Here is a 25,689-nt window from a genome sequence, read left to right on the forward strand (position 1 = left end):
GCCGCTCGAGCGGGTGGGCGCGTCAGTAGGCGAAGGTCAGCGGCTTGTCGGCGTCCTCGGGGCTCTCGCCCGCGCCGCCGGAGGGCAGCCGCAGCCGGGGGTCCTTCGCGGGCGGCTTCTCGCCGGTGTCCGGCCCGGCCTTGGCGTACTTCACGAGCAGCTTGACCTCGACGACGGCCAGCACCCCGTAGAGCAGGGTGAAGACGCCCATGGAGGTGAGCACCTCGCCCTGGCTGACACCGGGCGACACCGCGTCGGCGGTCTTCATCAGTCCGTAGACGCCCCAGGGCTGGCGGCCCATCTCGGTGAAGATCCAGCCGAAGGAGTTGGCGATCAGCGGGAAGCCCATGGTGAGGACGCCGATCCGCCAGGACCAGGCGGTGAAGAAGGGGCTCATCTCGCGGGTCCGGGTCAGCATCAGCCGCGGGACCTCGTTCTCGCCGGTGCGGAACTCGGGCGCGAGCCAGAACTTCTTGCGGGTGGTCCACAGTCCGATCAGCGCGGCGACGAAGGAGGTCATCCCGAAGCCGATCATGAGCCGGAAGCCCCAGAAGGTCATGAAGATGCTGGGGATGTAGTCCTCGGGATCGCCGCCGTAGAGCGCGGCCTCCCGGGCGGCGATGTCGTTGATGCCGGGGACGGCCTCGGTGAAGTTGTTGTGGGCGAGGAAGGAGAGCAGGCCCGGGATCTCTATCTCGACGCTGTTGTGGCCCTTGGAGACGTCGCCGACGGCGAAGACCGAGAACGGTGCCGGCGCCTTGGTCTCCCACAGCGCCTCGGCCGCGGCCATCTTCATCGGCTGCTGCTCGAACATCACCTTGCCGAGCTCGTCGCCGCTGATCGCGGTGCCCAGGCCGGCGATCACCGCCACCGTCAGGCCGACGCGCAGCGAGGCGCGCATCGCACCGACCTGGCTGCGCTGCTTCTCCCCGAGCTCCTCGCCGCGCAGCTGCTTGCGCTTGGCGCGCCACAGGTGGAAGGAGGCGATGCCGACGATGAAGGCGCCGCCGGTGAGGAAGGCCGCGGTGAGGGTGTGGAAGACGACGACGAGCGTGGTGTTCTGGGTCAGCACGGCCCAGATGTCGGTCAGGTGCGCCTTGCCGGTCGCCTTGTCGACGGCGTAGCCGACGGGGTGCTGCATCCAGGAGTTCGCGGCGAGGATGAAGTACGACGACAGCAGCGTGCCGACGGCGACGATCCAGATGCACGCGCAGTGGATCTTCTTCGGCAGCTTGTCCCAGCCGAAGATCCACAGCCCGATGAAGGTCGACTCGAAGAAGAAGGCCAGCAGGGCCTCCATCGCGAGCGGGGCCCCGAAGACGTCACCGACGAAACGGGAGTAGTCCGACCAGTTCATACCGAACTGGAACTCCTGCACGATGCCGGTGACCACGCCCATCGCGATGTTGATGAGGAAGAGCTTTCCCCAGAACTTCGTGGCGTGGAAGTACTTCTCCTTGCCCGTGCGGACCCAGGCGGTCTCCAGTCCGGCGGTGATCGCGGCAAGGCTGATCGTGAGCGGGACGAAGAGAAAGTGGTAGACGGTCGTGATGCCGAACTGCCAGCGGGCCAGCGTCTCAGGAGCCAAAGCCAGATTCACTCGGTCTCTCCTTGCCTCTCGCGTCGCCGGCAACACGGGTCGTCGGCGTTATGCACCTGTATGCCCCAGGTGAAGCAGGACAATAGGGCGCGCTTGTGAACGCGTTCACATTCACAAGCATTATGGCGCACCAGTTTTTCGGACAAGTGAGGGGGTACCCCCTTCGGCCCTGGCGCCGATCCGCCGGCCGCCCCGGACGGCCGGGCGCAGTGCCGGTTCCCCATGCGCCCGCCCCCTCCGGACATGCGAACGCCGCGCACCCCGGAAGGGTGCGCGGCGTCGGGGACGACCGGGGCCGGAAGGCCCGTTCCCTCAGAGCTCCTTGCGGAACTCCTCCGCCACGCGCACGAAGATGTCGTTCGCCTCGGTCTCGCCGATCGTCACCCGCACGCCCTCGCCGGGGAACGGCCGCACGATCACACCGGCCCGCTCGCACGCCTCCGCGAAGTCGAGCGTCCGGTCACCGAGCCGGAGCCAGACGAAGTTCGCCTGCGTCCGCGCCACCGTCCAGCCCTGGCCGGCCAGCGCCTCGACGACCCGCGCCCGCTCGGCCACCAGCGCGTCCACCCGCTCGCGCAGGGCGTCCTCGCTGCGCAGCGAGGCGACGGCCGCCTCCTGGGCGATCTGGCTCACGCCGAACGGGACGGCCGTCTTGCGCAGCGCCGCCGCCACCGGCTCGTGGGCCACGGCGAAGCCCACCCGGAGGCCCGCCAGGCCGTAGGCCTTGGAGAACGTCCGCAGCACGCAGACGTTCGGCCGGTCGCGGTAGAGCTCGAGCCCGTTCGGGAACTCCGGGTCGCGGACGAACTCGATGTACGCCTCGTCGAGCACCACCAGGATGTCGGACGGCACCCGGTCCAGGAAGGACTCCAGCTCGGCCCGGTGCACCACGGTGCCGGTGGGGTTGTTGGGGTTGCAGACGAAGATCAGCCGGGTCCGGTCGGTGATCGCCGCCAGCATCGCCTCCAGGTCGTGGACGTCGTCACCGGTCAGCGGGACCTGCACCGGCGTGGCGCCGGAGACCCGGGTGATGATCGGGTACGCCTCGAAGGACCGCCAGGCGTAGATCACCTCGTCGCCGGGGCCGGCCGTGGCCTGCACCAGCTGCTGGGCCACGCCCACCGAACCGGTGCCGGTGGCCAGGTGGGAGACCGGCACCGAGAAGCGCTCGGCCAGCTCGGCCATCAGGCCGGTGCAGGCCATGTCGGGGTAGCGATTGAAGGAGCCCGCCACGGCGACCGCCTGCTCCAGCACGCCCGGCAGCGGCGGATACGGGTTCTCGTTGGAGGACAGCTTGTACGCGACCGGGCCGCCGGCAGCGGCGGGCTTGCCCGGCTTGTAGGTCGGCACGCCGTCCAGCGCAGCGCGCAGCTTGGGGGTCTTCTCGGTCACCGCAGGTCCTCCTCAGACGTCCCGTGCGCTCGCTGCCGCACGGGACGAGCCGCACACGAATAGCGGACATGAATACTGCACACCTTAAGAGGATTCACCGGGGCGGCGTCCAGAGCAGGGGGAGCGCTTCCGTAAATGGCGTGCGCCGGTGGCGAGCGCCGTGGCGCGCATCCCCCATGAAGGTGAGTTGAGACCTCTTCGAGACCTGGACCATTCACCAGGTGCGGATATGCCACAGGCCTCCGGCACCCTGCCGCAGCCCACAACTGGCTGCGTTTCCATGGTCATTGAAGGGAATTCCTCTTGCAGAAACGTGCCTGTCAACAGTCAAATATGCCGCCCTGCCAACGGACCACCCGAGCCCTACTATCGGCTCGCCATGACAGCAGCAGGGAAGCATCAGGTGAGCCGGGCGGAACCATCCCGCAGGGGCAGCCGGCATGGACGCGCGGGCATCCGCGACGTGGCCGCCGCCGCCGGGGTTTCGATCACGACCGTCTCCGACGCGCTCAACGGCAAGGGCCGGCTACCGGACGCGACCCGCCGCCATGTCCGCGAGGTCGCCGACAGACTGGGCTATCGCCCGTCCGCCGCGGCCCGCACCCTCCGTACGGGCAAGTCCGGCCTCATCGGCCTGACGGTGACCACGTACGGGGATGAACCTTTCACCTTCACCGAATTCGCCTACTTCGCCGAAATGGCCCGGGCAGCCACCTCCGCCGCGCTGGCCCGCGGCTACGCCCTGGTCATCCTCCCCGCCACCTCCCGACACGACGTGTGGTCCAACGTGGCCCTCGACGGCACCGTCGTGATCGACCCCTCCGACCACGACCCCGTGGTCTCCGACCTCGTCCGCCAGGGCATCCCCGTCGTCTCCGACGGGCGCCCCGCCGGCACCCTCCCCGTGACCGCGTGGGTGGACAACGACCACGAGGCCGCCGTCCTCGGCATCCTCGACCACCTCGCCGCCGCCGGAGCCCGCCGCATCGGCCTGCTGACGGGCACCAGCACCGACACGTACACCCGGCTCTCCACCCATGCCTACCTGCACTGGTGCGAGCGGGTCGGCCAGGACCCCGTCTACGAGAAGTACCCCGCCCACGACCCCTGCGCCGGCGCCGTCGCGGCCGACCGGCTGCTCGCCCGCCCGGACCGGCCCGACGCGGTGTACGGCCTGTTCGACCCCAACGGCACCGACCTGCTGGCCGCCGCCCGGCGCTACGGGCTGCGCGTCCCGGACGACCTGCTGCTCGTCTGCTGCAGCGAGTCCACGGTCTACGCCACCACCGAGCCGCCCATCACCACGCTCTCCCTCAAGCCGCGGCGCATCGGCACCGCGGTGGTCCAGCTCCTCATCGACGCCATCGAGGGACTGGACAGCGGTCGGCCGGTCGAGCAGGTGATACCGACCGAGCTGATCGTCCGCACCTCCTCGCAGCGCCGTCCGCCCCGCACCACGGTCAGCCCGCCGCGCGGCCCCGCCGGCTGATCCGGAAGTTCCGCGTCCGCCGTCCGGCATCCGCCGCCGCTTCCGGTGGCGGGGGATGCCGGACGGCGGCGACCGGGCACCCCCGGCCGCCGCCGTCCGCCTCCGGTCAACGCACCGTTCTCCGCCTCCACCGCCTTCACCGGGACGCCGGGAGGGCGCTCGGGGGGCGCACGGCCCCTGGGCGAATGGCTCAATTGGGGAGAAAAACCCGTCGTGCGCACTCTCCTGCCCCGATTCGCGGCCCCTGGTGCGTCACAAGCCGCGACGGTCATTCCTATGATGGGCGCACGACACCACGGACCGCCGTCGACCAGGCAAGGTCCACAAGGTGCACGGCGGCGCGATGGTGGAGGGGTCGATGACTCAGGGGGCCGGTCAAGGACCCGCGGCACGGCACACGGCGGGCATCCCGCCCTTCCCCGGCTACGCCGCGCCTCCTGCGCCTCCCGTGGCCCCGGGCCCCGTGGCGCCGTACGCACAGTCCGCGCCCCCCGTGCAGCCGCCCATGGACGCCCCCGACGGCTACACCCCGACCGCGCGGGACCTCCCGGTGATCGGCCGTGGCGCCCCCCAGAGGGCCCCTCAGGACGTCCCGACGGTCGAGCTGACCCCGCTCACCGACCCGCACCCCCCGGCCCCGCAGCGCCCCGGCCTGGGCCCGCTCTACGTCGTGGGCGACGTCCACGGCTATCTGGACGAGCTCTACGAGGCGCTGGCCGCGGAGGGCCTGATCGACGCGGCGGGCCACTGGGCCGCGGGCAACGCCCGGCTGTGGTTCCTCGGCGACTTCACCGACCGCGGCCCGGACGGCGTCGGCGTGATCGACCTCGTCATGCGGCTGTCGGCCGAGGCCGCGGCCGCGGGCGGCTACTGCAAGGCCCTCATGGGCAACCACGAGCTGCTGATCATCGGCGCGAAGCGGTTCGCCGACACGCCGGTCAACTCGGGTGCCGGCACGGCCTCCTTCCAGGCGGCCTGGCTGCTCAACGGCGGCCAGCGCAGCGACATGGAGCGCCTGGAGGACCACCACCTGCAGTGGATGTCCCGGCTCGACGCCATGGCGAAGGAGGACGGGCACCTGCTGGTGCACTCCGACACCACCGCCTACCTGGAGTTCGGCGACTCCATCGAGGACGTCAACGACGCGATCACCGAGGCCCTGCAGCGCAACGACCCGGACGAGGTCTGGGACCTCTTCCGGAAGTTCACCAAGCGCTTCGCCTTCCGCGACGAGGACGCCGGCCCGATGGCCGTGCGCGAGCTGCTGAGCACCTACGGCGGTGGCCGGATCGTGCACGGTCACAGCCCCATCCCGTACCTCCTGGGAGAGGTCGGCACGGAGGAGCCGGACGCCGAGGACGACGGAGCGCCGCTGGTGGACGGCCCGCACCTGTACGCCGACGGGCTCGCCCTCGCCATGGACGGCGGCGTCACGATGGCCGGAAAACTGCTGGTCGTGCAACTTCCTCTGGCTGACTGAGGGTTCAGCGGGCAGGCGGACGGGCAGGTAGGGAGTTCCACCGCCGCGGGGGTAATTCGGGAAACACGCTGTCACCCCGCACCGGTACGGCTCTACCATCGGCTTATCCGTAGCAGGCTCTCCTCCGTTTCCGCCCACTGCCCGGTGTAAGCCGGCACCACGGCCCTACGGAGCATCGGGGGATGCACATGAACAGCGCTCCGCATCTGCTGGCCGAGGACCACCCGGAATTCGAGCGGGTTCTCGACCAGGCGCTGCGTACCGCGAACCATGACCCGGAACTTGCCGCCGCGATAGGACAGCGGCTCAATACAGAACAGCTGCGCGAGATGGCGCTCGACGCCATGCCCGCCATCTCGGCTTGCGCAACGGTCGAATACCAGAACTACGTAAGGGCGCGCGATGCACTGCGCGCGCTCTCTGCGACGGCACGCCCCCAAACCGTAGGCGCCGGGGGCGCGTCCGATTCCGAAAGCGCTCCCTCCGGCGCGGCCGCCCCCGCTGCCGCTGCCACGGACGGAGAGCCGGAGGAGTCCTCGGGCGCGGGCGCCGGAGCGGTGCTCGCCGTCCTGGCCCCGGTCCTCGCCGGCATCGCCGCCCTGATCTTCCTGGCCATCGGCTACGTCCTGCGGTCCGTCGGCTCCAACACGGCCGTCGCGGACCCGATGGTCAACGTCGGCTGGTGGTTCGCCGGCCTCACGGCCGCCGGTGCGTTCATCGCCATGGTCGGCATCCTGCTCACGGCCCTGCGCAACGGCTCCTCCGGGGGGAGTGATGCGCGAGGGGTGCGCGTGAAGGAGGACGCCGAGCGGGCCAGAGAGGCGTGGCGGCAGGCCTTGATCCACCGCGGCCTGCTGCCCTTCGTCCGCGAGGCCCTGGCCAACGCCCCCGCCGGTCCCGGCGGGGGCGCCGGGCGATCCGCCCCGGTCGTCCCCAGGCGCCGCGAGGGCCACGGCCGCACGCCCCACCTGGGGTACTCCCGGCCCGGCTTCACCAGCCCGGACAGCGACTCCGGCTCCGGCACCCGCGCCGGTTACAGCAGCCCGGACTTCACCAGCCCCGACTACGGCGGCCCGGACCACCGCCCGGAGTGACTCCGGGCGGCCCTCCGGACGCCTGCGGCCGGGGTTGGCCGGGCCCCGGCCCGCTGCCGGAATCCGGAGCGCTTCCGGAATCCGGCCCGCTGCCGGAGTCCAGTGCGCTTCCGGAATCCAGTGCGCTTCCGGACCCCGGCCGCCCGCTGTCTGCCCGGCTCAGTCCGCGATCGGCAGATAGACGCGATTGCCCGCCGCCGCGAACTCCTTCGACTTCTCCGCCATCCCGGCCTCGGGGTCGACGGCGAGATCGCCGCCGTGCTCGCGCCGGATGTCCTGCGAGATCTTCATGCTGCAGAACTTCGGGCCGCACATCGAACAGAAATGCGCGGTCTTCGCCGGCTCGGCGGGCAGCGTCTCGTCGTGGAAGGCCCGTGCCGTCTCCGGGTCGAGGGCCAGGTTGAACTGGTCCTCCCAGCGGAATTCGAACCGGGCGTCCGAGAGCGCGTCGTCCCACTCCTGCGCCCCCGGGTGGCCCTTGGCGAGGTCCGCGGCATGGGCGGCGATCTTGTAGGTGATCACGCCGGTCTTGACGTCGTCGCGGTCCGGCAGGCCCAGGTGCTCCTTGGGCGTGACGTAGCAGAGCATCGCCGTGCCCCACCACGCGATCATCGCGGCACCGATGCCGGAGGTGATGTGGTCGTACGCGGGTGCGACGTCCGTCGTCAGCGGGCCGAGGGTGTAGAACGGCGCCTCCTCGCAGATCTCCTGCTGGAGGTCGATGTTCTCCTTGATCTTGTGCATCGGGACGTGGCCCGGGCCCTCGATCATCGTCTGGACGTTGTGGCGCTTGGCGATGGTGTTGAGCTCGCCGAGGGTCTTCAGCTCGGCGAACTGCGCCTCGTCGTTGGCGTCCGCGATGGAGCCGGGGCGCAGGCCGTCGCCGAGCGAGTACGTCACGTCGTAGGCCGCGAGGATCTCGCAGAGCTCCTCGAAGTTCTCGTAGAGGAACGACTCCTTGTGGTGCGCCAGGCACCACGCGGCCATGATCGAACCGCCGCGCGAGACGATGCCGGTCTTGCGGCGGGCGGTCAGCGGGACGTAGCGCAGCAGCACGCCCGCGTGCACGGTCATGTAGTCGACGCCTTGTTCGGCCTGCTCGATGACCGTGTCCTTGTAGATCTCCCAGGTGAGCTCCTCGGCCTTGCCGTCGACCTTCTCCAGGGCCTGGTAGAGCGGCACGGTGCCGATGGGCACCGGGGAGTTGCGCAGCACCCACTCGCGCGTGGTGTGGATGTTGCGGCCGGTGGAGAGGTCCATGACGGTGTCGGCGCCCCAGCGGGTGGCCCACGTCATCTTCTCGACCTCCTCCTCGATGGAGGAGGTGACCGCGGAGTTGCCGATGTTCGCGTTGACCTTCACCAGGAACTTCTTGCCGATGATCATCGGCTCGATCTCCGGGTGGTTCACGTTGGCCGGGAGGACCGCCCGGCCCGCCGCGATCTCCTCGCGGACGGTCTCGGGAGAAACGTTCTCCCGGAGGGCCACGTACTCCATCTCCTCGGTGATCTCACCGCGGCGGGCGTACGCGAGCTGGGTGACGGCCTGTCCGCCACGGCCCCGGCGGGGCTGGCGCGGGCGGCCCGGGAAGACCGCGTCGAGGTTCTTCAGTCCCCCGCGCGGCGAGGTGTGCTTGATGCCGTCGTCCTCCGGGCGCATCGGGCGCCCGGCGTACTCCTCGGTGTCACCACGGCCGATGATCCAGTTCTCCCGGAGCGGCTGGAGGCCGCGCCGGACGTCCGTCTCGATCGCCGGGTCGGTGTACGGGCCGGAGGTGTCGTACAGCTGGACGTCCTGCCCGTTGGTGAGGTGGACCCGCCGAACCGGCACCCGAAGGTCCGGACGCGAGCCGGTCACGTAGTCCTTGTGCCAGCCGATCTCCCGGCCGGTTTCGGACGTGCGTGCATCCTGCGAGGTCATGAGACCAGAACTCCCTACGCCGGCATTACCCGGTAACAGGTTCGGCGGTCGACGCAGCGGTCTTCCGTACGAATCTCCGTACGGAGGTCAGCGCCCTCTCAGCCCGGTGCTCCGAGCTCCCGCGATTGCAAAGGTGCCACCACGCTAGCGCCTCTCCTGTCCGAAGGACCAGGGGGGCTTGCGATGATGCGGTCGTGACCCCCACGGACCATGATTTCCCAGACCACCCCCACAGCCCCGGGCATCCCCAGGCCCGGATCCACCCCCAGGGCCCCCTCGAAGGCCGGGCACAAGGAGAGCCCCCGGCCCATGCCCATGCTCCTGCCCAGGCCCACGCCCAGGCCCCCGCCGCTGCTCAGGACCGGGCCCCCGCCCAGGCTCATGGCCACGCCCACGGGCATGGGCATGGGCATGGGCATGGGCACAGCCACTCCCACGGCCCCGCCTCCCCCGTCTCCGCGCACCTGCGCAAGGTGATCGCCGTGGTCCTCATCCCCTTCGCGGCCGCCGTGCTCACCGGCCTGGTCGTGCTGTGGCCCGGCGGTGCGCCCGCGCACGAGCACTCCGGGCTCGGTCTCGACCAGAAGACGGAGTCGGGCCGGGTCGTGAAGATCGAAGAGGTCGACTGCACGAAGGGCGGCGGCCAGCAGCCGCCGCCGTCCGGGCAGCAGGGCGGTCCGGGCGGCCCCGGTGGCCCCGGCGGGCCCGCCAAGCCGAAGGGCCCCTGTGAGAAGTCGGAGATCGAGGTGACGTCGGGCCCGGACAAGGGCCGGACGTTCACCGAGCTCGTCCAGCCGAGCGCCTCGCGCCGCTACACGGTCGGCCAGGAGGTCGTCCTCGCGTACGCCCCCAAGGCGCCGAAGAACCTGCAGTACTCGGTCAGCGACGTGAACCGGACACTGCCCATGGCGATACTGGCGGCGGTGTTCGCGCTGGCCGTCGTGGTCGTCGGCCGGCTGCGCGGGCTCTTCGCGCTGCTCGCGCTGGTGATCAGCTTCGGGGTGCTGACGCTGTTCATCCTCCCGGCGATCCTCCAGGGTTCCGATCCGCTGGTGGTGGCCGTCATGGGCGGCAGCGCGATCATGCTGATCGCGCTCTACATGTGCCACGGCCTGACAGCACGCACGTCCGTGGCGGTCATCGGAACGCTCACCTCACTGCTGCTCATCGGCCTGCTCGGCACGATCTTCACCAGCTGGGCCCATCTGACGGGCAACACTGACGACCAGACCGGGCTCGTGCACAGCCTCTACCCGGAGATCGAGATCCGCGGACTGCTGCTCGCGGGCATCATCATCGGCTCGCTCGGCGTGCTCGACGACGTCACGGTGACGCAGACGTCCGCGGTGTGGGAGCTGAAGGACGCCGACCCGACCGCGAGTTGGCGGAAGCTCTACGGAGCGGCGATGCGCATCGGCCGGGATCACATCGCGTCGGTCGTGAACACCCTGGTGCTGGCCTACGCGGGCGCCTCGCTGCCGCTGCTGCTGCTGTTCTCCATCGCCGACAGCGGCGTCGGAACGGTCGCGACCAGCGAAATCGTGGCCGAGGAGATCGTGCGGACGCTCGTCGGCAGCATCGGGTTGGTGGCGTCCGTGCCCGTGACGACCGCGCTGGCGGCCCTCGTTGTCAGTGCCGACCGGCACAATGCGAGTAAGGGTCCGGGTGCCGGGCCGGGGATCGGTTCGCGGGCCGGGGGGCGCGCCAAGTCGAAGGGTGGCCGTCGCCGCCGGGCCAAGTGAGCGCACGAGGGGGGAGCTGCCGGTGGTCGGGGAGCAGGGCAGGGTGACGGGCGCGGTCGGCCCGGGGCTGGTCGGCGAGGTGATGGTCCGGGTCCGGGGCGGGGCCGAGGCCTTCCTGGCCTATGCGGTGGAGCCGGGCGAGCGGATCGAGCGCGGGGCGCTGGTGGTGGTCATGGAGTACCAGCCGCCGCGCACGGTGTACGTGACGGCTGCATACGCATGACGCGGCTGCATACGCATGGCCGACTGCTTACGCATGGCGCGGCTGCTCACGCATGACCGGGGCTGCGTAAGCATGATCCGCCCGCGTGTGCATGATCCGGCTGCGTATGCATGATCCGGCTGCTTACGGGTGATACGGCCGGGGCAGAAGGGATTTGAGGGGCCCTGTCCTGGGGTCCCGAAGGGGGGCTGCACGCATGCTCATCGGCATCGTGGCGGGGATCGTCCTCGTCGCCGTGGCCGTCGTGGTCGGGCTGTTCAAACTGATGTGGCGGGTGGCCGAGCCCAATGAGGCGCTCGTCATCTCCGGCTCCAAGCACCGGACCGAGGGCCTGGAGGAGGGGATGGGGTTCCGGATCGTCACGGGGCGGGGGACCCTCGTGCTGCCCGGGGTCCAGGTGGTCCGGAAGCTGTCGCTCGACCTCAATGAGGCCGATCTCCACGTGGATTGTGTGACCAAGCAGGGCATCCCGCTCAAGGTCCACGGCGTGGTCATATTCAAGGTCGGCGACGACTTCGTGTCGATCGCCAACGCCGCCCGCCGCTTCCTGGACCAGCAGAAGTTCATGGGCGACCGGGTGCACAACGTCTTCGCGGGCCATCTGCGCTCGATCGTCGGCGGGCTCACCGTGGAGGACATGATCCGTGACCGCGAGCGGCTGACGGGGGAGACCCGGGCCGCCTCGGGCACCGAGATGGAGAAGCTCGGTCTGATCATCGACTCACTGCAGATCCACGAGATCCAGGACCCGACGGGCTACATCAAGAACCTGTCCGCGCCGCACGCGGCAGCGGTGCAGCGGGACGCCCGGATCGCCCAGGCCGAGGCCGACCGGCTGGCGACCGAGGCGGAGCAGCAGGCCGCGGCCCGGATGTCGCAGGCGCAGCGCGACTCCGAGATCCTGCAGGCCGGCTATCAGGCGGAGCGGGACAGCGCGGCGGCGAAGGCGCGGCAGGCCGGCCCGCTGGCGGAGGCGGCGGCCCAGCAGGAGGTCGTGGTCCAGGAGACGCGGGTGGCGGAGCTGGCGGCGCACCGGCGGGAGCAGCAGCTCCAGGCGGACGTGCGCAAGCCCGCGGACGCGGCGGCCTACGAGAAGCGCACCCTGGCCGAGGCGGAGCGCGACGCCCGTATCTCCGCTGCCCAGGCGCGGGCCCGGGAGACGGAGCTGGCGGCGGCCGCCGAGGCGACGCGGGTGAAGGCGGCCGCCGGCGCCGAGGCGGAGGCCACCAAGGCGCGCGGCGCCGCGGCGGCCGAGGCCACCCGGGCGACCGGTGAGGCGGAGGCGGCGGCCGCGCGGGCGAAGGGTCTGGCGACGGCCGAGGCCGCCAAGGCGCGGGGTCTGGCGGAGGCGGAGGCGATCAAGGCGCGGGCGGCGGCCCTGGCGGAGAACCAGGAGGCGGTGGTCGCGCAACAACTGGCCGAAAAGTGGCCCGAGATCGTACGTGCGGGGGCTGAAGCCTTCGGAAACGTTGACCACATGGTGCTGCTCAACGGGGCGGACGGGATGTCCGAGATGTTTGCGAAGGCACTGACGATGGGGGGTACGGGTCTGGGCCTGGCGCGGCAGCTGCTCTCCGCCATGGGCACGGCGGGCGCGGCGGACGGGCCGGGTGGGAACGGTGCCGGTTCCCCGGGCGCCGCGGGGCCCGGCGGGATGCCGGACTCCGGAGGAAACGCCGGCTCAGAGGCGCTGGGGGCCGGGACGGCGCCGAAGGGCGCGCCCCCGCGCACTGAGCGGGTGCCGGTCCGGGACGAGGGCGTGGCCGGCGGAGGCACGCCGGACCGCTAACCGGCGTTCTGCCCCTCGGTGTTGCCGGCGAGGATGTTGTCCAGCGCGGCGGCGAGGTCGTAGTCGAAGTCGGCGACCGAGCGCTCCTCGCCGAGGGGGGCGATGCGGTCGGTCCGGTCGAGGAACGCCACGAGGGGCGCCGCGCCGGCCCGGAACAGGGCCCCTTCGGAGCCCACTTGCAGCCGGATGAAGACGTCCGAGAGGTGCTCGGCGGAGGCGGGGGCGATGTGCACATCGCCCTCGCCGGAGGGCTGGCTGAGCCCGTCGAGCAGCAACTCCCGAGCGAAGGCCCAGGTCACAGGCGCATCGCCGGGAAGGTGAAAGGTGAACTTCACCGCGTAGGGATCGCTGCTGTCGTAGTCCAGTCCCACCGGGATCCGGAAGGACAGCTCCTCGGAGACGAGGAAGGTCATGATCACTTCTGCCTGAACCGTTTCACGCATCGCCCAATGCCCCGTATTCGTCGTTTTGGCCCGGGATTGGCTCCTCGCGCCCCATAGACACCATCGCTCGACGGCATCCACAGATCACCAGGAGTGATTCTTCAGCTACCGATAGAGATCGAGACTGAGCTTACGAGCTCTATGACTCTGGAGCGTAGCGACTCGACTACGGGGCGGAGTCGTTCCGCGGGATTCAGGGCAGAGAAATTGCCAGAGCCGTCAACACCGGTCCAGGCGGCGACCGGCCGGACGGCCCCCGGCGGGCCCTACCAGTCGCCCTTCGACGACGAGGACGACGACGTGAACTTCTTGACGACGAAGATCAGCCCGCCGATGAGCGCGACCAGCAGCAGGGCCTTGAAGACCAGCGCTATGACGAAGCCGAGCACGCTCATGATCAGACTGCCGAACACCACGAGGACGAGGACCGGCACCGCGATCCACTTCACCCACCACGGGAGCCCTGCGAGAATCCCCTTCTCAGCCATGTCGTTCGTCCCTGCTTTCCGCTTCGTGGACCCGGAGCGCGGGTGCTCCGGCCTTGCTTTCGATGCTAGGGCGGGCAGGGGGTCCGGCGGGGCCTGCGGAGCCCCCGTCGACCCCTGAGCGTCCCCCTACGGGTCGCCGGGGCGGACCCTCAGCTCTCAGGGGGAGAGAAGACCACCAGAACCCTCAGGGCCTCGCTGATGTGGTGGAAGCGGTGGGTCACACCGGCCGGTACGTAGACCACGCTCCCGCGGCCCACCTGGGTCGTCTCCTCCCCCACGGTGATCGACGCGCGGCCGCTCATCACCACGTAGACCTCGTCCTGGGCGTGCGGGGTCTGCGTGTCCATCTGCCCGGCGTCCAGCGCGTACAGCCCGACCGACATGTTCCGCTCGCCCAGGAACTGCAGGTAGGCGCCGTCGTTCGCGAGGCGCTCCCCCTCCAGTTCATCCAGCCGGAAGGCCTTCATCTGCCGTCCACCCCTTGCCGCTCCTCGGTCGTGGTCCGTCCACATGCTGCGTCTGCAACGATCTCATCATGAAGAATTTCGTAGTCAAGACGATCGCCAACGCGGCGGCCCTGGCGGTCGCCATCTGGCTGCTCAAGGGCATCACGCTCTCCGGTGAGAACACGCTGCGCAAGGTGCTCACGCTGATCCTCGTCGCGCTCGTCTTCGGCGTGGTCAACTTCATCGTCAAGCCGGTGGTGAAGCTGCTGTCCTTCCCGTTGTTCATCCTCACCCTCGGGCTCATCACGCTCGTGATCAACGCGCTGATGCTGTTGCTGACGTCGTTCCTCGCGAAGGAGCTGGGGCTGGCCTTCCACGTCGACGGCTTCTGGAACGCCCTGGTCGGCGGCGTGATCATCTCGGTGGTGGCCTGGGCGATGCACATGATCCTGCCGGACGACAAGGACTGAGAAGGGGCTGAGAAGGGGCTGAGAAGGGGCTGAGGAGAGCTGACAAGGACCGAGAAGAGCCGGCGGAAGCCAAGGAGTCCGAGGAGTCCGAGGAGTCCGGGGAGTCCGGGCAGGACCGGGGAGTCCGGGCAGGACCGAGGAGTCCGAGGAGGACCGCGCATGACGGGCGACGGCACCCGGGCCGTACGGGCGGGCCTGCCGGAGCCGCGGGCGAACGAGCCCGCGCTCCCCGGCCCGGCCTTCGCCGCCCACTACCACCTGCCGGGCGAGGTCTCCGGCCCGTACACCTACGGGCGCGAGGCCAACCCCACATGGGCCGCCCTGGAGACGGCGATCGCCGAGCTGGAGGCCCCCGGCGACCCCGGCCCGGCGGCGGAGGCCGTCGCCTTCCCCTCCGGGATGGCCGCGATCTCCGCCGTGTTCCTCTCGCAGTTGCGGCCCGGCGACACGGCGGTCCTGCCCTCGGACGGCTATCAGCTGCTGCCCGCGCTGCGCGAGCGCCTGGAGGCGTTCGGCATCGCCGTGCGCACCGCCCCGACGGCCGGGGACGCCCAGCTCGCGGCGCTGGAGGGCGCCCGCCTGCTGTGGATCGAATCGCCCTCCAACCCCGGCCTCGACGTGTGCGACATCCGCCGCCTCGCCGAAGCCGCCCACCGCCGCGGCGCGCTCGTCGCGGTCGACAACACCCTCGCCACCCCGCTCGGCCAGCGCCCCCTGGACCTGGGCGCCGACTTCTCCGTGGCCAGCGGCACCAAGGCCCTCACCGGCCACGGCGATCTCCTCCTGGGTTACGTGGCCGCGCGCGACCCACGGCTCACCGCGGCCGTGCGCACCTGGCGCAAGGTCGCCGGCGCGATCCCCGGCCCCATGGAGGCCTGGCTGGCTCACCGCTCCCTGGCGACGCTGCAGCTGCGCGTGGACCGGCAGGCGGCCGGCGCGCTCGCGCTCGCCGAGGCCCTGCGCGACCGCCCCGACGTGACCGGGCTGCGCCACCCCGGGCTGCCCTCCGACCCCGCCCACGACCTCGCCCGGCAGCAGATGCGGGGCGGGCGCTTCGGGTGCGTGGTCTCCTTCGTGCTGCCGGACCGGGCGCATGCCGAGCGCTTCCTGGCCGCACTGCGCCTCGTCGACGAGGCGACCAGCTTCGGCGGCGTACGGTCCACGGCCGAGCGGCGCGGGCGGTGGGGAGGCGACGCCGTGCCGGAGGGGTTCATCCGCTTCTCGGTGGGCGTCGAGGACACCGAGGATCTCGTCGCGGACGTCCTCGCGGCGCTGGACGAGGCGGCGCGCCCGGACGGGAACGCGGCCCGCGCGGAAGAGAATGCGGCCCGCGCGGATGACGGCTCGGCCCGACCGGATGAGGGCCCGGCCCACCCGTAAGGACGGCTCGAGTCTCCCCCCTCTTGACTCGAGCCGTCGTGGCCGGACGCGCGAACCACGCACGAATGACCACCGCGTCCAGGCTAGTTGACTCTGCGTCAGTGTCCAATCACACCGGCGACACAGCCCTATCGACTTATTTATAGTTCCCCTACGACCGGGAGGCACCGAGTCAGGGAGACAGCATGGATCTGGCCCTGTTGCGCACGTTCGTCACGGTGCACCGGGCCGGGTCCTTCACCCGGGCCGCGGCCCTGCTCGGCCTCTCCCAGCCCGCCGTCACCAGCCAGATCCGCACGCTGGAGACGCAGTTGGGCCGCCCCCTCTTCCTGCGCCTGGCCCGCGGGGTGCGCCCCACCACCACCGGCGAGGAGCTCGCCCACAAGATCGCGCCGCACGTCGACGCCCTGCTGGAGATCACCGAAGCGGGCATGGACGACGAGGGATCCCGGAACCGGACCCTCCATCTCGCCGGTCCCCCGGAGTTCACCGACCTGCGCGCGCTCCCGGCCCTCGCTCCCCTCATCGCCCGGGGCCTGGCCGTGCGCGCCGCCCACGGAGCCGCGGACGACCTCTTCGAGAGCCTCGCCGCCGGCCACCACGACCTCGCCATCACCACCTCGCGCCCGCGCGGACGCCTCCTGACCGCCACCCCGCTCTGCGACGAGGAGCACGTGCTCGTCGCGGCGCCTCGCTGGGCGGCCCGCCTGGGCGGCCCGGCCGTCGTGCGCGACAAGGGCGTCCGGGCTCTGGAACACCTGCCCGTGGTCGAGGTCCACGAGACCCTGCCGCTCGTCACGCGCTACTGGAGCGCCGTCTTCGAGACCGAGCCCGTCGCCTCCGGCAGCGTCATCGCCCCCGACCTGCGGGCCGTGCTCTCCTGCGTCATCGCGGGCGCCGGGCTCGGCGTGCTGCCCCGCTACCTGTGCGCGGACGCCCTCGACACCGGGGAGATCGTGGCCCTCCTCGACCCGCCGGTCCCCCCGCTGCGCACCTACTTCCTCGTCGTACGAACCGGAACGCTGGCCCACCCGCACCTCGCACGGGCACACGAGTGGCTCCTGCGCGCCGCCGTTTCCTGGTGAGAAAGGGGAGAGAAAGGGTTGCCGCCAGGGGTTTCGCCTGCCGCCCCGCGCGGCAGATGTCCCCTATGACCGAACGTCCAGTGGTCAAGCGCACCGCGCGTGCCATCCTGCTCGACAGCGGGGGCGACCCCGGCCCCCACGCCGCCTTCGAGATGGTCCTGATCAAGCGCACCAAGCCCGGCGAAGCGCCGTACTGGATCACCCCGGGCGGCGGCATGGAGCCGGAGGACACCACCGTCGTCGCCGCGCTCCACCGCGAGGTCGACGAGGAGCTCGGCGCCAAGGTCGTCGACGTCGTCCCCGCCTTCGTCGACACCGTCTCCCACTCGCTCCACCACGCCGCCCACGGCGTGAAGGTGCAGCACTTCTTCGTCTGCCGGCTCGCGTCCATGGACCTCTCGCAGCGCCACGGCCCCGAGGTGGACGAGCCGCGCGGGACGTACGAGGTGGTGCGGATCCCGTTCACGCGCGAGGGGATCGCCTCGGTGGAGCTGGTGCCCCCGTCGCTGCGCGCCTACCTCGACGCGAACATCGAAGGCGTACGGGCGCTGCTGGCGGACGACCTGGGGTGACGCGCCGGGCGACCGCTCCGGTGACCGCTCGGGTGACCTTCCGTCGTCCTGCTGCTCTGCTGCTCTGTTGCCCTGTTGCCCTGTTGCTCTGTTGCTCTGAGCGTGCGGCTCGGATCAGCCCGGCGTGGCCGCCATGAGGCCGTCGATCGTGTCGTGTCGTATGCGGTGGGACGGGATGCCGATGCCCCTCAAGGTGTCCACACCGCTGCGGATCATTCCGGGCGGCCCGGAGAGGTAGGCGTCGTACGCGGGCCAGGGCCCGTACTGGCGGACGATGGCGGGCAGTTGACCGCTCAGACCGCGGGTGGGGCCGTCGGACACGACCGGCCGGACGGAGAGCCAGTTGTGCGCCCGCTGCAGCTGCAGCATCGTGTCGATGTCGTAGAGGTCGTCCGCGTGGCGCGCGCCGTAGAAGACCTCGACCGGGCGGCAGCGCCCGTGCTCGGCGACGTCCTCGACCAGCGCCTTGATCGGCGCGATGCCGGTGCCGCCGCCCAGGCACAACAGGCCGTTGTCAGTGCTGTGGTCCACAATCATGGAACCGGTGGGGGGACCGAGCCGCAGGACGTCACCAGGGCGGGCGCGGTGGACGAGGGCTCCGGACACCCAGCCGGCGGGCACGGCCTTCACGTGGAAGGAGAGCAGCCCGTCCGGGCGGGGCGCGGCGGAGAAGGAGTACGGCCGCCACACACGCGGCCACCAGGGGGTTTCCAGGTTCGTGTACTGGCCGGCGACGAAGGGGTAGGGCTGGTCGGGCCGTACGGTCACGACGGCGATGTCCGGCGTGCGCAGCTCGTGGGTGACGATCTCGGCCTGCCACCAGGCGGGCGAATGCCGTTCGTCCTCCGCGGCGGCGTCGATCATGATCTGGGAGATCGCCGTGTAGACGCGGACCCAGGCCGCTTCGGTGTGCCCGTTCCAGGTGGCCGGCGCATAGCGGCTGAGGGCGGCGATCAGGCACTCGCCGACCGCGGGGTAGTGCTCGGGCAGGGTGCCGTACTTCCGGTGCCCGCGGCCCAGCCGGGAGAGGTAGGTGGTGAGCGTGGCGGAGTCGTCCGCGTGCTGGGCGGCGGTCAGCAGCGCCCGGAAGAGACGGTCGCGCTGGGTGTCCATCGCAGCGGGGAAGAGGGCGCGCAGATCGGGGTGCTGTATGAACAGCAGCGCGTAGAAGTACGAGGTCGCCTTGTCGGCCACGGGCTCGATCTCCGCCATGGTGCGGCGGATCAGCAGGGCGTCGGGGGACTGCGCCGCTTCGGGCGCGGGGGCGGCAGGGGCCACGGGGGTGGAAGCGGGGGCTGCGGCGGGGGCCGGGGCCGGGGCGGCAGCGGGGAGGGGAACGGGTTCCCAGGCGGGGCGGAATCCCCTGTCGGGTGGCGGTTCGGCCGGGCGCTGGTGTTCGTACGCGTGGGGCGCTTCGTACGTGTGAGGCGCTTCGTACGTGTGAGGCGCTTCGTACCCGCGCGGCGGCTCGTGCCTGTGCGGCTCGGGTTGTGGCCGGGTCTGTGGCTGAGGCTGAGGTTGCGGCTGGGCTTGTGGCCGGGATCGCGGCTGGGGTGGTGGCTGAGCCTGTGTCCGGGGATTCGGCTGCTCCGCCGACCGCACCGCCACCCACTTGCCCGGCCGGGGCGCCGGCCGTGCGGCCTCCGCCTCCGTCCCGCCTTCCGGTGGCCTGCCGTGCCCGTCGCGGGCCCTGTCTCCGTCCGGTGGCTGCGTCGGGGTGAACCAGCCCCGGTCGTTCCCTCTGCCGTGCGCGCCGCCGTCGGCCGACCTGGTCGGAGCGTCCTTCATCGTCTCGCCTCGAACATCTCTCGGTCCGTCCTCGCACTTCCGTCCTAGCCGGAAAGTGTTCGCAATTCCCCGCTCTGCTCATGGGTCGCTGTTCCAGGCTGCGCAGCATGCCATCTTCTGCGCCGCCTCGTGCAAATCGCGGGAAGTACGAGTGACAGGGCCCCGGTTGGGGCTAGGCTGAGCCGATTCGCCCGCCTCGGGGACATGCCGAGTCCCGCGAACGGGAGTTGACCCTACCGTTCGACATGATGGGAACAACCCCCTTTCATGGATGCGGACTTCACTGGTACGGAATCGGCCACGGACTATTGGCTACGGAGCTACGGGACTTCGGGACTTCGGGCTATCGACCGGAGCCGACGAGTTCGTACGCCTCCCTGAGGTCCCGGCCCGCATAGGAGTGCACGGCGATATCCCGTACGTGGTGGTCGGCGTTCACCGCCACGGAGACCGGGACCGCGGAGAAGAGCAGCGCGTCCGACATCGAGTCCCCGTAGGCCACGCAGTCGGCACGGGTCAGGCCGAATTCCGCGCAGAGTTCGTCCGCGATCCGCACCTTCGCCCCGGCGTCGAGGATGCCCGCCGGGTCCACCGGGTCCCGGAAGGGCACCGTGGGCCAGCGCGAGCCGTGCGCCGCATCGGCGCCCCAGGTCAGCAGGCGTTCGACGAAGAATCCCGGGGACAGCGAGATCACGGCACAGCGCTCGCCGCGGGCCCGGATCTCCGCCCACACATCACGTATTCCGGCCATCCAGGGCGCGCCGTCGAAAGCCGCGGCGACCTGTTCCTCGGTGAGTTCCCGCCACAGTGCGCAGGCAAGTTCGGCGAAGCGCGGCGGTTCGAGTTCGCGGGCCGCGAATGCCCGTTCCAGCTCGGCGATCTCCCGCTCGACCCCGAGCTGCCGGGATATCTCGATCGCCGCCGCGGACCCGTGCATCAGGGTCCCGTCCATGTCGAACAAATGCAGTCTGGTCACGACGCCCGAGCGTATGCGGCTCCGCCGCGGAGCACACACGAATAGTCCCCGGGTATCCGATATCCGGAACGCGGTACCTGCCGGGCGCCTTCGCCCGGAGCCCTGGTGAACGACAGCGCGAGGGTGGAGGACGCGTGTGCACAGCGTCCTCCACCCCGCCTGTGGAATCAGCCGCCCAGGACGGCCCGGATCGCGGTCAGTGCGATGCCGTGGTCCTGCTCCGGCGCCCCGCCGCCCACGCCGATCGCGCCGACGAGCCGGCCGTCGCGGTGGAGCGGGACGCCGCCTGCGATGAAGAGCAGCGGGCGGTCGAGGGCCGTCGGCAGGGTGTGGAAGGGGCCGCCGGGCTGGACGGCGTCGACCAGGTCGGCCGTCGGCGCGTCCAGCTGCAGCGCCGTGAACGCCTTGCGGGTGCTGGTCTCCCCCGCGATCAGCACCGCCCGGTCGTCGCGGCGGAAGGCCAGCAGGTGTCCGCCCGCGTCGAGGACGGTGACCGCTACCCGTACGCCCTGCTCGTCCGCGGCGCGACGGGCGGCGGCGAGGAGCGCGTCGGCGTCGTCCGTGGTGAGGGGGAGGACGGGGGCGGTGGTGGGGGCGGTCATGGGAACTCCTGGATGTGCGTGGTGGCGCTGTGTGTCTTGGTGGCGCTGTGTGTCTTGGTGGCGCTGTGTGTCTTGGTGGTGTGTGTCTTGGTGGTGCAGGTGCCGCTGGAGCGGCCGTGTGCTTGTTCTTCGTGGTGCTGCCAGGGCGGGCCGGCGGTCGTGGAGCGCGTCATCGCGCTGCGGATACCGCCGTGGCAGTCGCGCTGGACGAGGACGTCGCGCTGCTCAGTTCCGCGTCGCCACCTTTTCCCGGCCGGCGCGTTCCCCGGTCCCGGTCGCGGCGCGCTCCGGCCGCGCCACGATGCGCCCGCCCCGCGCGCTCGGCGCACCCGCCGCGCCCCGGGCGCCCGTACGCCGCTCCAGTGCTGCCGAGAGGAGGGCCAGGGCGAGGGCGGAGGCGGCCATCGCCGCACCGACCCAGTTGGGCGCCGCGTAGCCGAAGCCGGCGGAGATCACGAGGCCGCCGAGCCAGGCCGCGATCGCGTTGCCCAGGTTGAAGGCGCCGATGTTGACGGCGGAGGCGAGGGTGGGCGCGTCCGCGGTCTGGTCGAGGACGCGCTTCTGCAGCGGCGGGACGGTGGCGAAGCCCAGGGCGCCGATCAGCGGGACGACGACAGTCGTGGCGATCTTGTCGTGCGTGGCGAGCGGCAGCAGGGCGAGGGCGATCGCGAGGCCGCCGAGGGCCGTGAGCAGCAGGGGCATCAGCGCGCGGTCGGCCAAGCGGCCGCCGACGAGGTTGCCCGCCACCATGCCCAGGCCGAACAGGACGAGCAGCCAGGTGACGGACGAGGAGGCGAAGCCCGCGGCGTCGGTCATCATCGGCGTGAAGTAGGTGGTCATGGTGAAGACGCCGCCGAAGCCGAGGACCGTCATCGCCATGGCGAGCAGGACCTGGGGGTTGCGGAAGGCGGCCAGCTCGCCGCTGATCCGGGTCTGCTCGGGGCGGGGCTGCTGCGGTACGAGCGCGGCGATGCCGAGGACGGCGAGCACGCCCAGGCCGGCGATGAGGAAGAACGTGACGCGCCAGCCGGCGCTCTGGCCGACCATCGTGCCCATCGGCACGCCCACCACGTTGGCCACCGTCAGCCCCGTGAACATCATCGCGATGGCGGCCGCCTTCTTCTGCGGTGCGACCAGGCCCGCGGCGACGATCGCGCCGATGCCGAAGAACGCGCCGTGCGCGAACGAGGCGACGATCCGCCCGGCCAGCATCACCCAGAAGACGGGGGCGGCCGCCGAGAGCGCGTTGCCGGCGACGAACAGGCCCATCAGGGCCATGAGCATCTTCTTGCGCGGCACCCGGCTGCCGAGGGCGGCCAGGATCGGGGCGCCGATGACGACGCCGAGCGCGTAGCCGGTCGTCAGGTAGCCGGCGGTCGGGATGGAGACGCCGAACTCGTCCGCGACCTCGGGGAGCAGGCCCGAGGTGACGAATTCGGTGGTGCCGATACCGAAGGCGCCGATGGCGAGCGCCAGCAGTGCGAGGGGCATGACGAGGGTCCTTCAGGGAGGGGAGGGAGGGGAGGGGAGAGACCGGGAGCGGGAGAGCCCGCCGAGCATCGTTGCTATCGACCCTTACCGGCTTAGACAATAATTGCATGCGCCGATACTTGCAAGCGCGGGCTATTGCGATGCAGAGATATCCTGGTCCGTGACGACACGCATGTGCGGTCAGAAGGAGGGCTTCATGTCCCGCACCCCGGACCCCGCTCTGCTCGGCCTGGCCCAGGGCTGGTGCGCGCTGTCCGCCCTGCACGGCCGGATCGAGGCGCACATCGAGCGGGCGCTGCAGGCGGCGCACGGCTTGAGCGTGCGCGAGTTCTCCGTGCTCGACGTGCTCAGCCGGCAGCACAACGGCGAGGGCGGCCACCTGCGCATGAACGAGGTCGCCGAGGCCGTCGTGCTCAGCCAGAGCGCGACGACGCGCCTGGTCAACCGCCTGGAGGACCGCGGCCTGCTGACCCGCTACCTCTGCCTCACCGACCGCCGCGGCATCTACACCGACGTCACGGAGGCGGGCCTCGCCCTCCTCGCAGAGGCCCGGCCGACGAACGACACCGCCCTGCGCGAGGCCCTCCGGGAGGCCTCCAAGCGCGAGGAACTGGCCCCGCTCGTCACGGCGGTGGAGTCGCTCGCACCGGCGTCGTAAGCCGCGGCTCACCGTCATACCGGGGCTGTCCCGCGCCGGCATGACGCGCGGGCTCGTCGAGGGTGTCCGCGTGCACGGCGACGCGCGCGGCAGCGGTCTGGACAGCCTGCTCGTCGCGTGGGCCCTCGACGCCGCGCGCAGCGCGGGGTGCCGGATGGCCCGGCTCACCTCGGACGCCACGCGCGTGAACGCCCACCGCTTCTACGAGCGGCTGGGCTTCGAGGCTTCACACCTCGGCTTCAAGTACCACCTCTGAATCGCCCACCGCCCCCGGACCGCCGGGGGCCGTACGGGCCCGGGCCCGCTCCCTGTGCGCCTTCTGCCGGCAGGCCGCACCGCAATAGCGGGCGGGTCGGCCCGTGTGGGCGGACGGCACCTGCCCGTCGCACACGGCGCACCGGGTTTCGTTACGGGGAAGCGGGAGATTCGGGGGGAGTTTCGTTACGTTACGCCCCGGGCGGAGGCTGTCGCACGCCAGCGCGGTCATCCTCCCGGGCGCAACCCCCGGACCGCGCCGCTGCTCCATCGACAGACAGCCCATGAGCAGGGCCATCAGGTCGTCGATGGTCACGTCCTTCCTTACCGCGTCCGCCTGTTGGGCGCGCTGGAGCAGGGTGGAGAGCGCCTCGCGGAAGTCCGTTTCGACGCCGGGCGAGGCGTCGAAAAGGCTTCCCAGCCCCTCCAGTGCGTCGCACAGCCCCTTGTTCCGCACGGTCAGCCGTATGACCGCGGACAGGTAGCGATAGAACACCCCGCCGGGGTCGTCCGAGTGCACCAACTCCCGTGCCGTGTCGGTGAAAAGCCTGACCCGGTCGGCGACGGTCGCCCTGAACAGGGCTGCCTTGGAAGGGAAATGGCGGTAGACGGTGCCCGTGCCGACGCCGGCACGGCGCGCGATCTCGCCGAGCGGCACCCCCAACCCGGCTTCCTCGAAAGCGGATCGGGCCGCCTGAAGGACCAGTGCGCGGTTGCGGCGGGCATCCGAACGGAGGGAAGCGGATCCCTGCGCAGGCACAGTCGCGTTCCTGTGTTCTGCCATGCGCGCGTCCCTCCGGGGGCGAGAATCGAAACGGGTTGTGGGTTCCGATTTTATCCGGGCATGTGAGCGAGGCGCCGACGCGCCATACCGGGGCAAAGGAAACAAAGATCGCAGGGCGGGACGAGGCGGGCTGAGGCGGGCTCGCCGCACTACGGGAGACGGGACGGAGAGACAGAGAGAGACGGGGAGAGACGGAGAGATCTGAGATCACGGCAAAGAAAAAGCCGCCGTCGGCGCGGAAAGCGCCGGCGGCGGCCTCACGGGACCGGAGCGAGGTCAGCCGGGGATCACCGCGTCCCACGCCTTCCCCGCCGCCTCCAGGACCTCGGCCTCGTCCGCAACCGGCACGCCCAGTGCGCGCAGCCCCTCGCCGAGCGCCGCCAGCGAGGCCAGGACGACCCCGCGGTCCGCATCCAGGCCGTAGTGGTTGACGCGGATCATCTCCTTGGCGAGCGGGCCGGCCGCCGCCTGCACGGGCACCGAGGCATCGGCGGCCAGGGCGGCCGCCACCACGTCGCGCGCGTCCTTGCCGCCGGGGGCGCGCAGGGTCGTCGCGACGGGGGCCGCGTCCTCATCGCGCACGACGTACGGGGACAGGCCGCCGCCCAGGGCCCGCGCTCCTGCGCGCGTGGCGGCGGCGGCAGCCCGGTGGCGGGCCATGACGGCCTCCAGGCCGTCCTCCTCGATGCGGTCGACGGCCTGCTCCAGGGCCAGCATCTCCAGCTGGGCGGGTGCGTGGGGCAGCGCCGTGCGGCCGCCGTCGATCCAGCGCTCCTTCCAGTCCAGCAGGGAGAGGTACGAGCGGCGCGGCGCCTGCTCGTTGGCGGCGATGCGCTCCCAGGCACGGGCGCTGACCGAGACCACGGAGACACCGGCCGGGCCGGCCATCGCCTTCTGGCCTCCGATGACGCAAAGGTCGACGCCCCACTCGTCGGTGAGGAGCGGCTCGGCGCCGACGGACGCGACCGCGTCCAGCATCAGCAGTGCGCCGTGCTCGCGCACGACCTCGCCGATCTCTGCCACGGGGTTGGTGTTGCCCGTGGCCGCCTCGGCGTGCACCAGGCTGACGAAGTCGATCGCGGGATTCGCGCGCAGGGCCTCGGCGACCTGGTCGGCCCCGACCGCGCCGCTGAACGGCGCGGAGACGGTGACCACCTCGGCGCCGCAGGAGCGCAGCCAGCCGCCGAACGTCTCGCCGTACGGGCCGGTGATGATGTTGAGCGCGGTGCTGCCGGGCCGGACGGCCGAACGGATCGCGGCCTCCAGCGGCAGCAGCGCCTCGCCCTGCATCGTGACGACGGTCTCGCGCGTCCGCATCAGTGCCGCGATCTTGTCCTCGATGCGCGCGAAGTGACCGGCGCCCAGCGGCGCGAGGTCGAGCAGGTCCGGTGCGGTGTTCGCAGTCACGGTGCCAGTGCCTTCCGGGTGTCGCGCCGTGTCCGGCGCCCGCCAATCTCTCCCTGACCCTACGTCCGGACCCGGTCCCGCGCCGACCGTCGTCCACAGGACCGGACGGACAATC

The 25,689-nt window shown here is 71.3% G+C and carries 23 protein-coding genes and 1 pseudogene; 12 read left to right on the plus strand and 12 right to left on the minus strand.

The features are described from left to right. Positions 1–22: 22 nt before the first annotated feature. The gene (locus tag ACFPP6_RS11650) at positions 23–1,600 is read right to left on the minus strand and encodes a cytochrome ubiquinol oxidase subunit I (RefSeq protein WP_382039956.1); all 1,578 of its coding nucleotides are present in this window, start codon (positions 1,598–1,600) and stop codon (positions 23–25) included. A gap of 312 nt (positions 1,601–1,912) precedes the next feature. Next, positions 1,913–2,992: a histidinol-phosphate transaminase gene (hisC, locus tag ACFPP6_RS11655; protein WP_382039959.1), complete on the minus strand. Its 1,080-nt coding sequence runs from the start codon at positions 2,990–2,992 to the stop codon at positions 1,913–1,915. 379 nt (positions 2,993–3,371) lie between these two features. On the opposite strand from hisC, the gene ACFPP6_RS11660 reads away from it, so the two are divergent. From ACFPP6_RS11660 to ACFPP6_RS11670, 3 genes are all read left to right on the plus strand, one after another. Beyond that, entirely contained in the window at positions 3,372–4,481 is a 1,110-nt protein-coding gene (locus ACFPP6_RS11660) for a LacI family DNA-binding transcriptional regulator (RefSeq protein WP_168090785.1), read from the plus strand. A 358-nt stretch (positions 4,482–4,839) separates the two neighbouring features. Beyond that, a complete protein-coding gene (locus ACFPP6_RS11665; protein WP_417801531.1) occupies positions 4,840–5,961 on the plus strand; it encodes a metallophosphoesterase in 1,122 nt (373 codons plus the stop codon). A 188-nt stretch (positions 5,962–6,149) separates the two neighbouring features. After that, a complete protein-coding gene (locus ACFPP6_RS11670; RefSeq protein WP_382039963.1) occupies positions 6,150–7,055 on the plus strand; it encodes a hypothetical protein in 906 nt (301 codons plus the stop codon). A gap of 159 nt (positions 7,056–7,214) precedes the next feature. Here the strand turns inward: ACFPP6_RS11670 and thiC are convergent, their stop codons facing one another. Continuing rightward, entirely contained in the window at positions 7,215–8,975 is a 1,761-nt protein-coding gene (gene thiC, locus ACFPP6_RS11675) for a phosphomethylpyrimidine synthase ThiC (RefSeq protein ID WP_030366795.1), read from the minus strand. Between the two features lie 257 nt (positions 8,976–9,232). Here thiC and ACFPP6_RS11680 point away from each other — a divergent pair, with 257 nt between their 5' ends. The 3 genes from ACFPP6_RS11680 (at position 9,233) to ACFPP6_RS11690 (ending at position 12,729) form a co-directional block, all read left to right on the plus strand. Further along, a complete protein-coding gene (locus ACFPP6_RS11680) occupies positions 9,233–10,717 on the plus strand; it encodes a YibE/F family protein (RefSeq protein ID WP_382040151.1) in 1,485 nt (494 codons plus the stop codon). Positions 10,718–10,739: 22 nt separating this feature from the next. After that, positions 10,740–10,940, plus strand: coding sequence for a hypothetical protein (locus ACFPP6_RS11685; RefSeq protein WP_382039967.1), 201 nt, complete (start codon positions 10,740–10,742; stop codon positions 10,938–10,940). A 196-nt stretch (positions 10,941–11,136) separates the two neighbouring features. Continuing rightward, positions 11,137–12,729: an SPFH domain-containing protein gene (locus ACFPP6_RS11690; RefSeq protein WP_382039970.1), complete on the plus strand. Its 1,593-nt coding sequence runs from the start codon at positions 11,137–11,139 to the stop codon at positions 12,727–12,729. On the opposite strand, the gene ACFPP6_RS11695 is transcribed toward ACFPP6_RS11690, so the two are convergent. From ACFPP6_RS11695 to ACFPP6_RS11705, 3 genes are all read right to left on the minus strand, one after another. After that, positions 12,726–13,172: an SsgA family sporulation/cell division regulator gene (locus ACFPP6_RS11695; protein ID WP_030366799.1), complete on the minus strand. Its 447-nt coding sequence runs from the start codon at positions 13,170–13,172 to the stop codon at positions 12,726–12,728. The two genes, ACFPP6_RS11690 and ACFPP6_RS11695, sit on opposite strands and share 4 nt — an antisense overlap. 266 nt (positions 13,173–13,438) lie before the next feature. Then, positions 13,439–13,660, minus strand: a complete 222-nt coding sequence (locus tag ACFPP6_RS11700) for a DUF5326 family protein (protein ID WP_168090789.1) — start codon at positions 13,658–13,660, stop codon at positions 13,439–13,441. 149 nt (positions 13,661–13,809) lie between these two features. After that, positions 13,810–14,127, minus strand: a complete 318-nt coding sequence (locus ACFPP6_RS11705) for a cupin domain-containing protein (protein ID WP_382039978.1) — start codon at positions 14,125–14,127, stop codon at positions 13,810–13,812. Positions 14,128–14,195: 68 nt separating this feature from the next. Between ACFPP6_RS11705 and ACFPP6_RS11710 the strand changes: the two genes are divergently transcribed. The 4 genes from ACFPP6_RS11710 (at position 14,196) to ACFPP6_RS11725 (ending at position 17,613) form a co-directional block, all read left to right on the plus strand. Next, on the plus strand, positions 14,196–14,576 hold the full coding sequence (locus ACFPP6_RS11710) for a phage holin family protein (protein ID WP_058045356.1): 381 nt from the start codon (positions 14,196–14,198) through the stop codon (positions 14,574–14,576). Between the two features lie 159 nt (positions 14,577–14,735). Beyond that, positions 14,736–15,956, plus strand: coding sequence for a cystathionine gamma-lyase (locus ACFPP6_RS11715; RefSeq protein ID WP_382039981.1), 1,221 nt, complete (start codon positions 14,736–14,738; stop codon positions 15,954–15,956). A 185-nt stretch (positions 15,957–16,141) separates the two neighbouring features. Beyond that, positions 16,142–17,041, plus strand: a complete 900-nt coding sequence (locus ACFPP6_RS11720) for a LysR family transcriptional regulator (protein WP_382039983.1) — start codon at positions 16,142–16,144, stop codon at positions 17,039–17,041. Positions 17,042–17,106: 65 nt separating this feature from the next. Beyond that, entirely contained in the window at positions 17,107–17,613 is a 507-nt protein-coding gene (locus tag ACFPP6_RS11725) for an NUDIX hydrolase (RefSeq protein ID WP_058045354.1), read from the plus strand. A gap of 114 nt (positions 17,614–17,727) precedes the next feature. Here ACFPP6_RS11725 and ACFPP6_RS11730 read toward each other — a convergent pair whose 3' ends face one another. The 4 genes from ACFPP6_RS11730 to ACFPP6_RS11745 all read right to left on the minus strand — a co-directional run bounded on the left by ACFPP6_RS11730 (position 17,728) and on the right by ACFPP6_RS11745 (position 22,470). Continuing rightward, positions 17,728–19,401, minus strand: coding sequence for a globin domain-containing protein (locus tag ACFPP6_RS11730; RefSeq protein WP_382039986.1), 1,674 nt, complete (start codon positions 19,399–19,401; stop codon positions 17,728–17,730). A gap of 343 nt (positions 19,402–19,744) precedes the next feature. Further along, the gene (locus tag ACFPP6_RS11735) at positions 19,745–20,377 is read right to left on the minus strand and encodes an HAD family hydrolase (RefSeq protein ID WP_382039989.1); all 633 of its coding nucleotides are present in this window, start codon (positions 20,375–20,377) and stop codon (positions 19,745–19,747) included. 167 nt (positions 20,378–20,544) lie between these two features. Continuing rightward, the gene (locus tag ACFPP6_RS11740) at positions 20,545–20,979 is read right to left on the minus strand and encodes a GlcG/HbpS family heme-binding protein (RefSeq protein WP_382039992.1); all 435 of its coding nucleotides are present in this window, start codon (positions 20,977–20,979) and stop codon (positions 20,545–20,547) included. Between the two features lie 225 nt (positions 20,980–21,204). Then, complete coding sequence (locus ACFPP6_RS11745) at positions 21,205–22,470, minus strand: MFS transporter (protein ID WP_382039995.1); 1,266 nt, start codon at positions 22,468–22,470, stop codon at positions 21,205–21,207. Between the two features lie 196 nt (positions 22,471–22,666). Between ACFPP6_RS11745 and ACFPP6_RS11750 the strand changes: the two genes are divergently transcribed. Continuing rightward, positions 22,667–23,128 (plus strand): MarR family winged helix-turn-helix transcriptional regulator, encoded by a 462-nt coding sequence (locus ACFPP6_RS11750; protein ID WP_382039997.1) that lies wholly within the window; start codon positions 22,667–22,669, stop codon positions 23,126–23,128. A 4-nt stretch (positions 23,129–23,132) separates the two neighbouring features. Further along, positions 23,133–23,384, plus strand: a pseudogene (locus ACFPP6_RS11755) (GNAT family N-acetyltransferase); the annotation flags it as partial. On the opposite strand, the gene ACFPP6_RS11760 reads toward ACFPP6_RS11755, so the two are convergent. Both ACFPP6_RS11760 and ACFPP6_RS11765 read right to left on the minus strand, forming a co-directional pair. After that, entirely contained in the window at positions 23,355–24,167 is an 813-nt protein-coding gene (locus ACFPP6_RS11760; RefSeq protein WP_382040000.1) for a TetR/AcrR family transcriptional regulator, read from the minus strand. The pseudogene ACFPP6_RS11755 and the gene ACFPP6_RS11760 overlap by 30 nt on opposite strands. A gap of 276 nt (positions 24,168–24,443) precedes the next feature. Continuing rightward, the gene (locus ACFPP6_RS11765; RefSeq protein ID WP_382040003.1) at positions 24,444–25,574 is read right to left on the minus strand and encodes a pyridoxal-phosphate-dependent aminotransferase family protein; all 1,131 of its coding nucleotides are present in this window, start codon (positions 25,572–25,574) and stop codon (positions 24,444–24,446) included. Positions 25,575–25,689 lie beyond the last annotated feature (115 nt).

It is taken from the genome of Streptomyces aureoversilis (assembly GCF_042657885.1).
In the GTDB taxonomy this organism is placed as follows: Bacteria; Actinomycetota; Actinomycetes; order Streptomycetales; family Streptomycetaceae; genus Streptomyces; species Streptomyces aureoversilis.

Bases quoted from the DNA above. Each gene is read 5' to 3' on its own strand.
- ACFPP6_RS11660 (WP_168090785.1), top strand. From the start codon at position 3,372: ATGACAGCAGCAGGGAAGCATCAGGTGAGCCGGGCGGAACCATCCCGC.
- ACFPP6_RS11665 (WP_417801531.1), top strand. From the start codon at position 4,840: ATGACTCAGGGGGCCGGTCAAGGACCCGCGGCACGGCACACGGCGGGC.
- ACFPP6_RS11670 (WP_382039963.1), top strand. From the start codon at position 6,150: ATGAACAGCGCTCCGCATCTGCTGGCCGAGGACCACCCGGAATTCGAG.
- thiC (WP_030366795.1), bottom strand. From the start codon at position 8,975: ATGACCTCGCAGGATGCACGCACGTCCGAAACCGGCCGGGAGATCGGC.
- ACFPP6_RS11690 (WP_382039970.1), top strand. From the start codon at position 11,137: ATGCTCATCGGCATCGTGGCGGGGATCGTCCTCGTCGCCGTGGCCGTC.
- ACFPP6_RS11695 (WP_030366799.1), bottom strand. From the start codon at position 13,172: ATGCGTGAAACGGTTCAGGCAGAAGTGATCATGACCTTCCTCGTCTCC.
- ACFPP6_RS11700 (WP_168090789.1), bottom strand. From the start codon at position 13,660: ATGGCTGAGAAGGGGATTCTCGCAGGGCTCCCGTGGTGGGTGAAGTGG.
- ACFPP6_RS11705 (WP_382039978.1), bottom strand. From the start codon at position 14,127: ATGAAGGCCTTCCGGCTGGATGAACTGGAGGGGGAGCGCCTCGCGAAC.
- ACFPP6_RS11710 (WP_058045356.1), top strand. From the start codon at position 14,196: ATGAAGAATTTCGTAGTCAAGACGATCGCCAACGCGGCGGCCCTGGCG.
- ACFPP6_RS11715 (WP_382039981.1), top strand. From the start codon at position 14,736: ATGACGGGCGACGGCACCCGGGCCGTACGGGCGGGCCTGCCGGAGCCG.
- ACFPP6_RS11720 (WP_382039983.1), top strand. From the start codon at position 16,142: ATGGATCTGGCCCTGTTGCGCACGTTCGTCACGGTGCACCGGGCCGGG.
- ACFPP6_RS11725 (WP_058045354.1), top strand. From the start codon at position 17,107: ATGACCGAACGTCCAGTGGTCAAGCGCACCGCGCGTGCCATCCTGCTC.
- ACFPP6_RS11730 (WP_382039986.1), bottom strand. From the start codon at position 19,401: ATGAAGGACGCTCCGACCAGGTCGGCCGACGGCGGCGCGCACGGCAGA.
- ACFPP6_RS11740 (WP_382039992.1), bottom strand. From the start codon at position 20,979: ATGACCGCCCCCACCACCGCCCCCGTCCTCCCCCTCACCACGGACGAC.
- ACFPP6_RS11745 (WP_382039995.1), bottom strand. From the start codon at position 22,470: ATGCCCCTCGCACTGCTGGCGCTCGCCATCGGCGCCTTCGGTATCGGC.
- ACFPP6_RS11750 (WP_382039997.1), top strand. From the start codon at position 22,667: ATGTCCCGCACCCCGGACCCCGCTCTGCTCGGCCTGGCCCAGGGCTGG.
- ACFPP6_RS11760 (WP_382040000.1), bottom strand. From the start codon at position 24,167: ATGGCAGAACACAGGAACGCGACTGTGCCTGCGCAGGGATCCGCTTCC.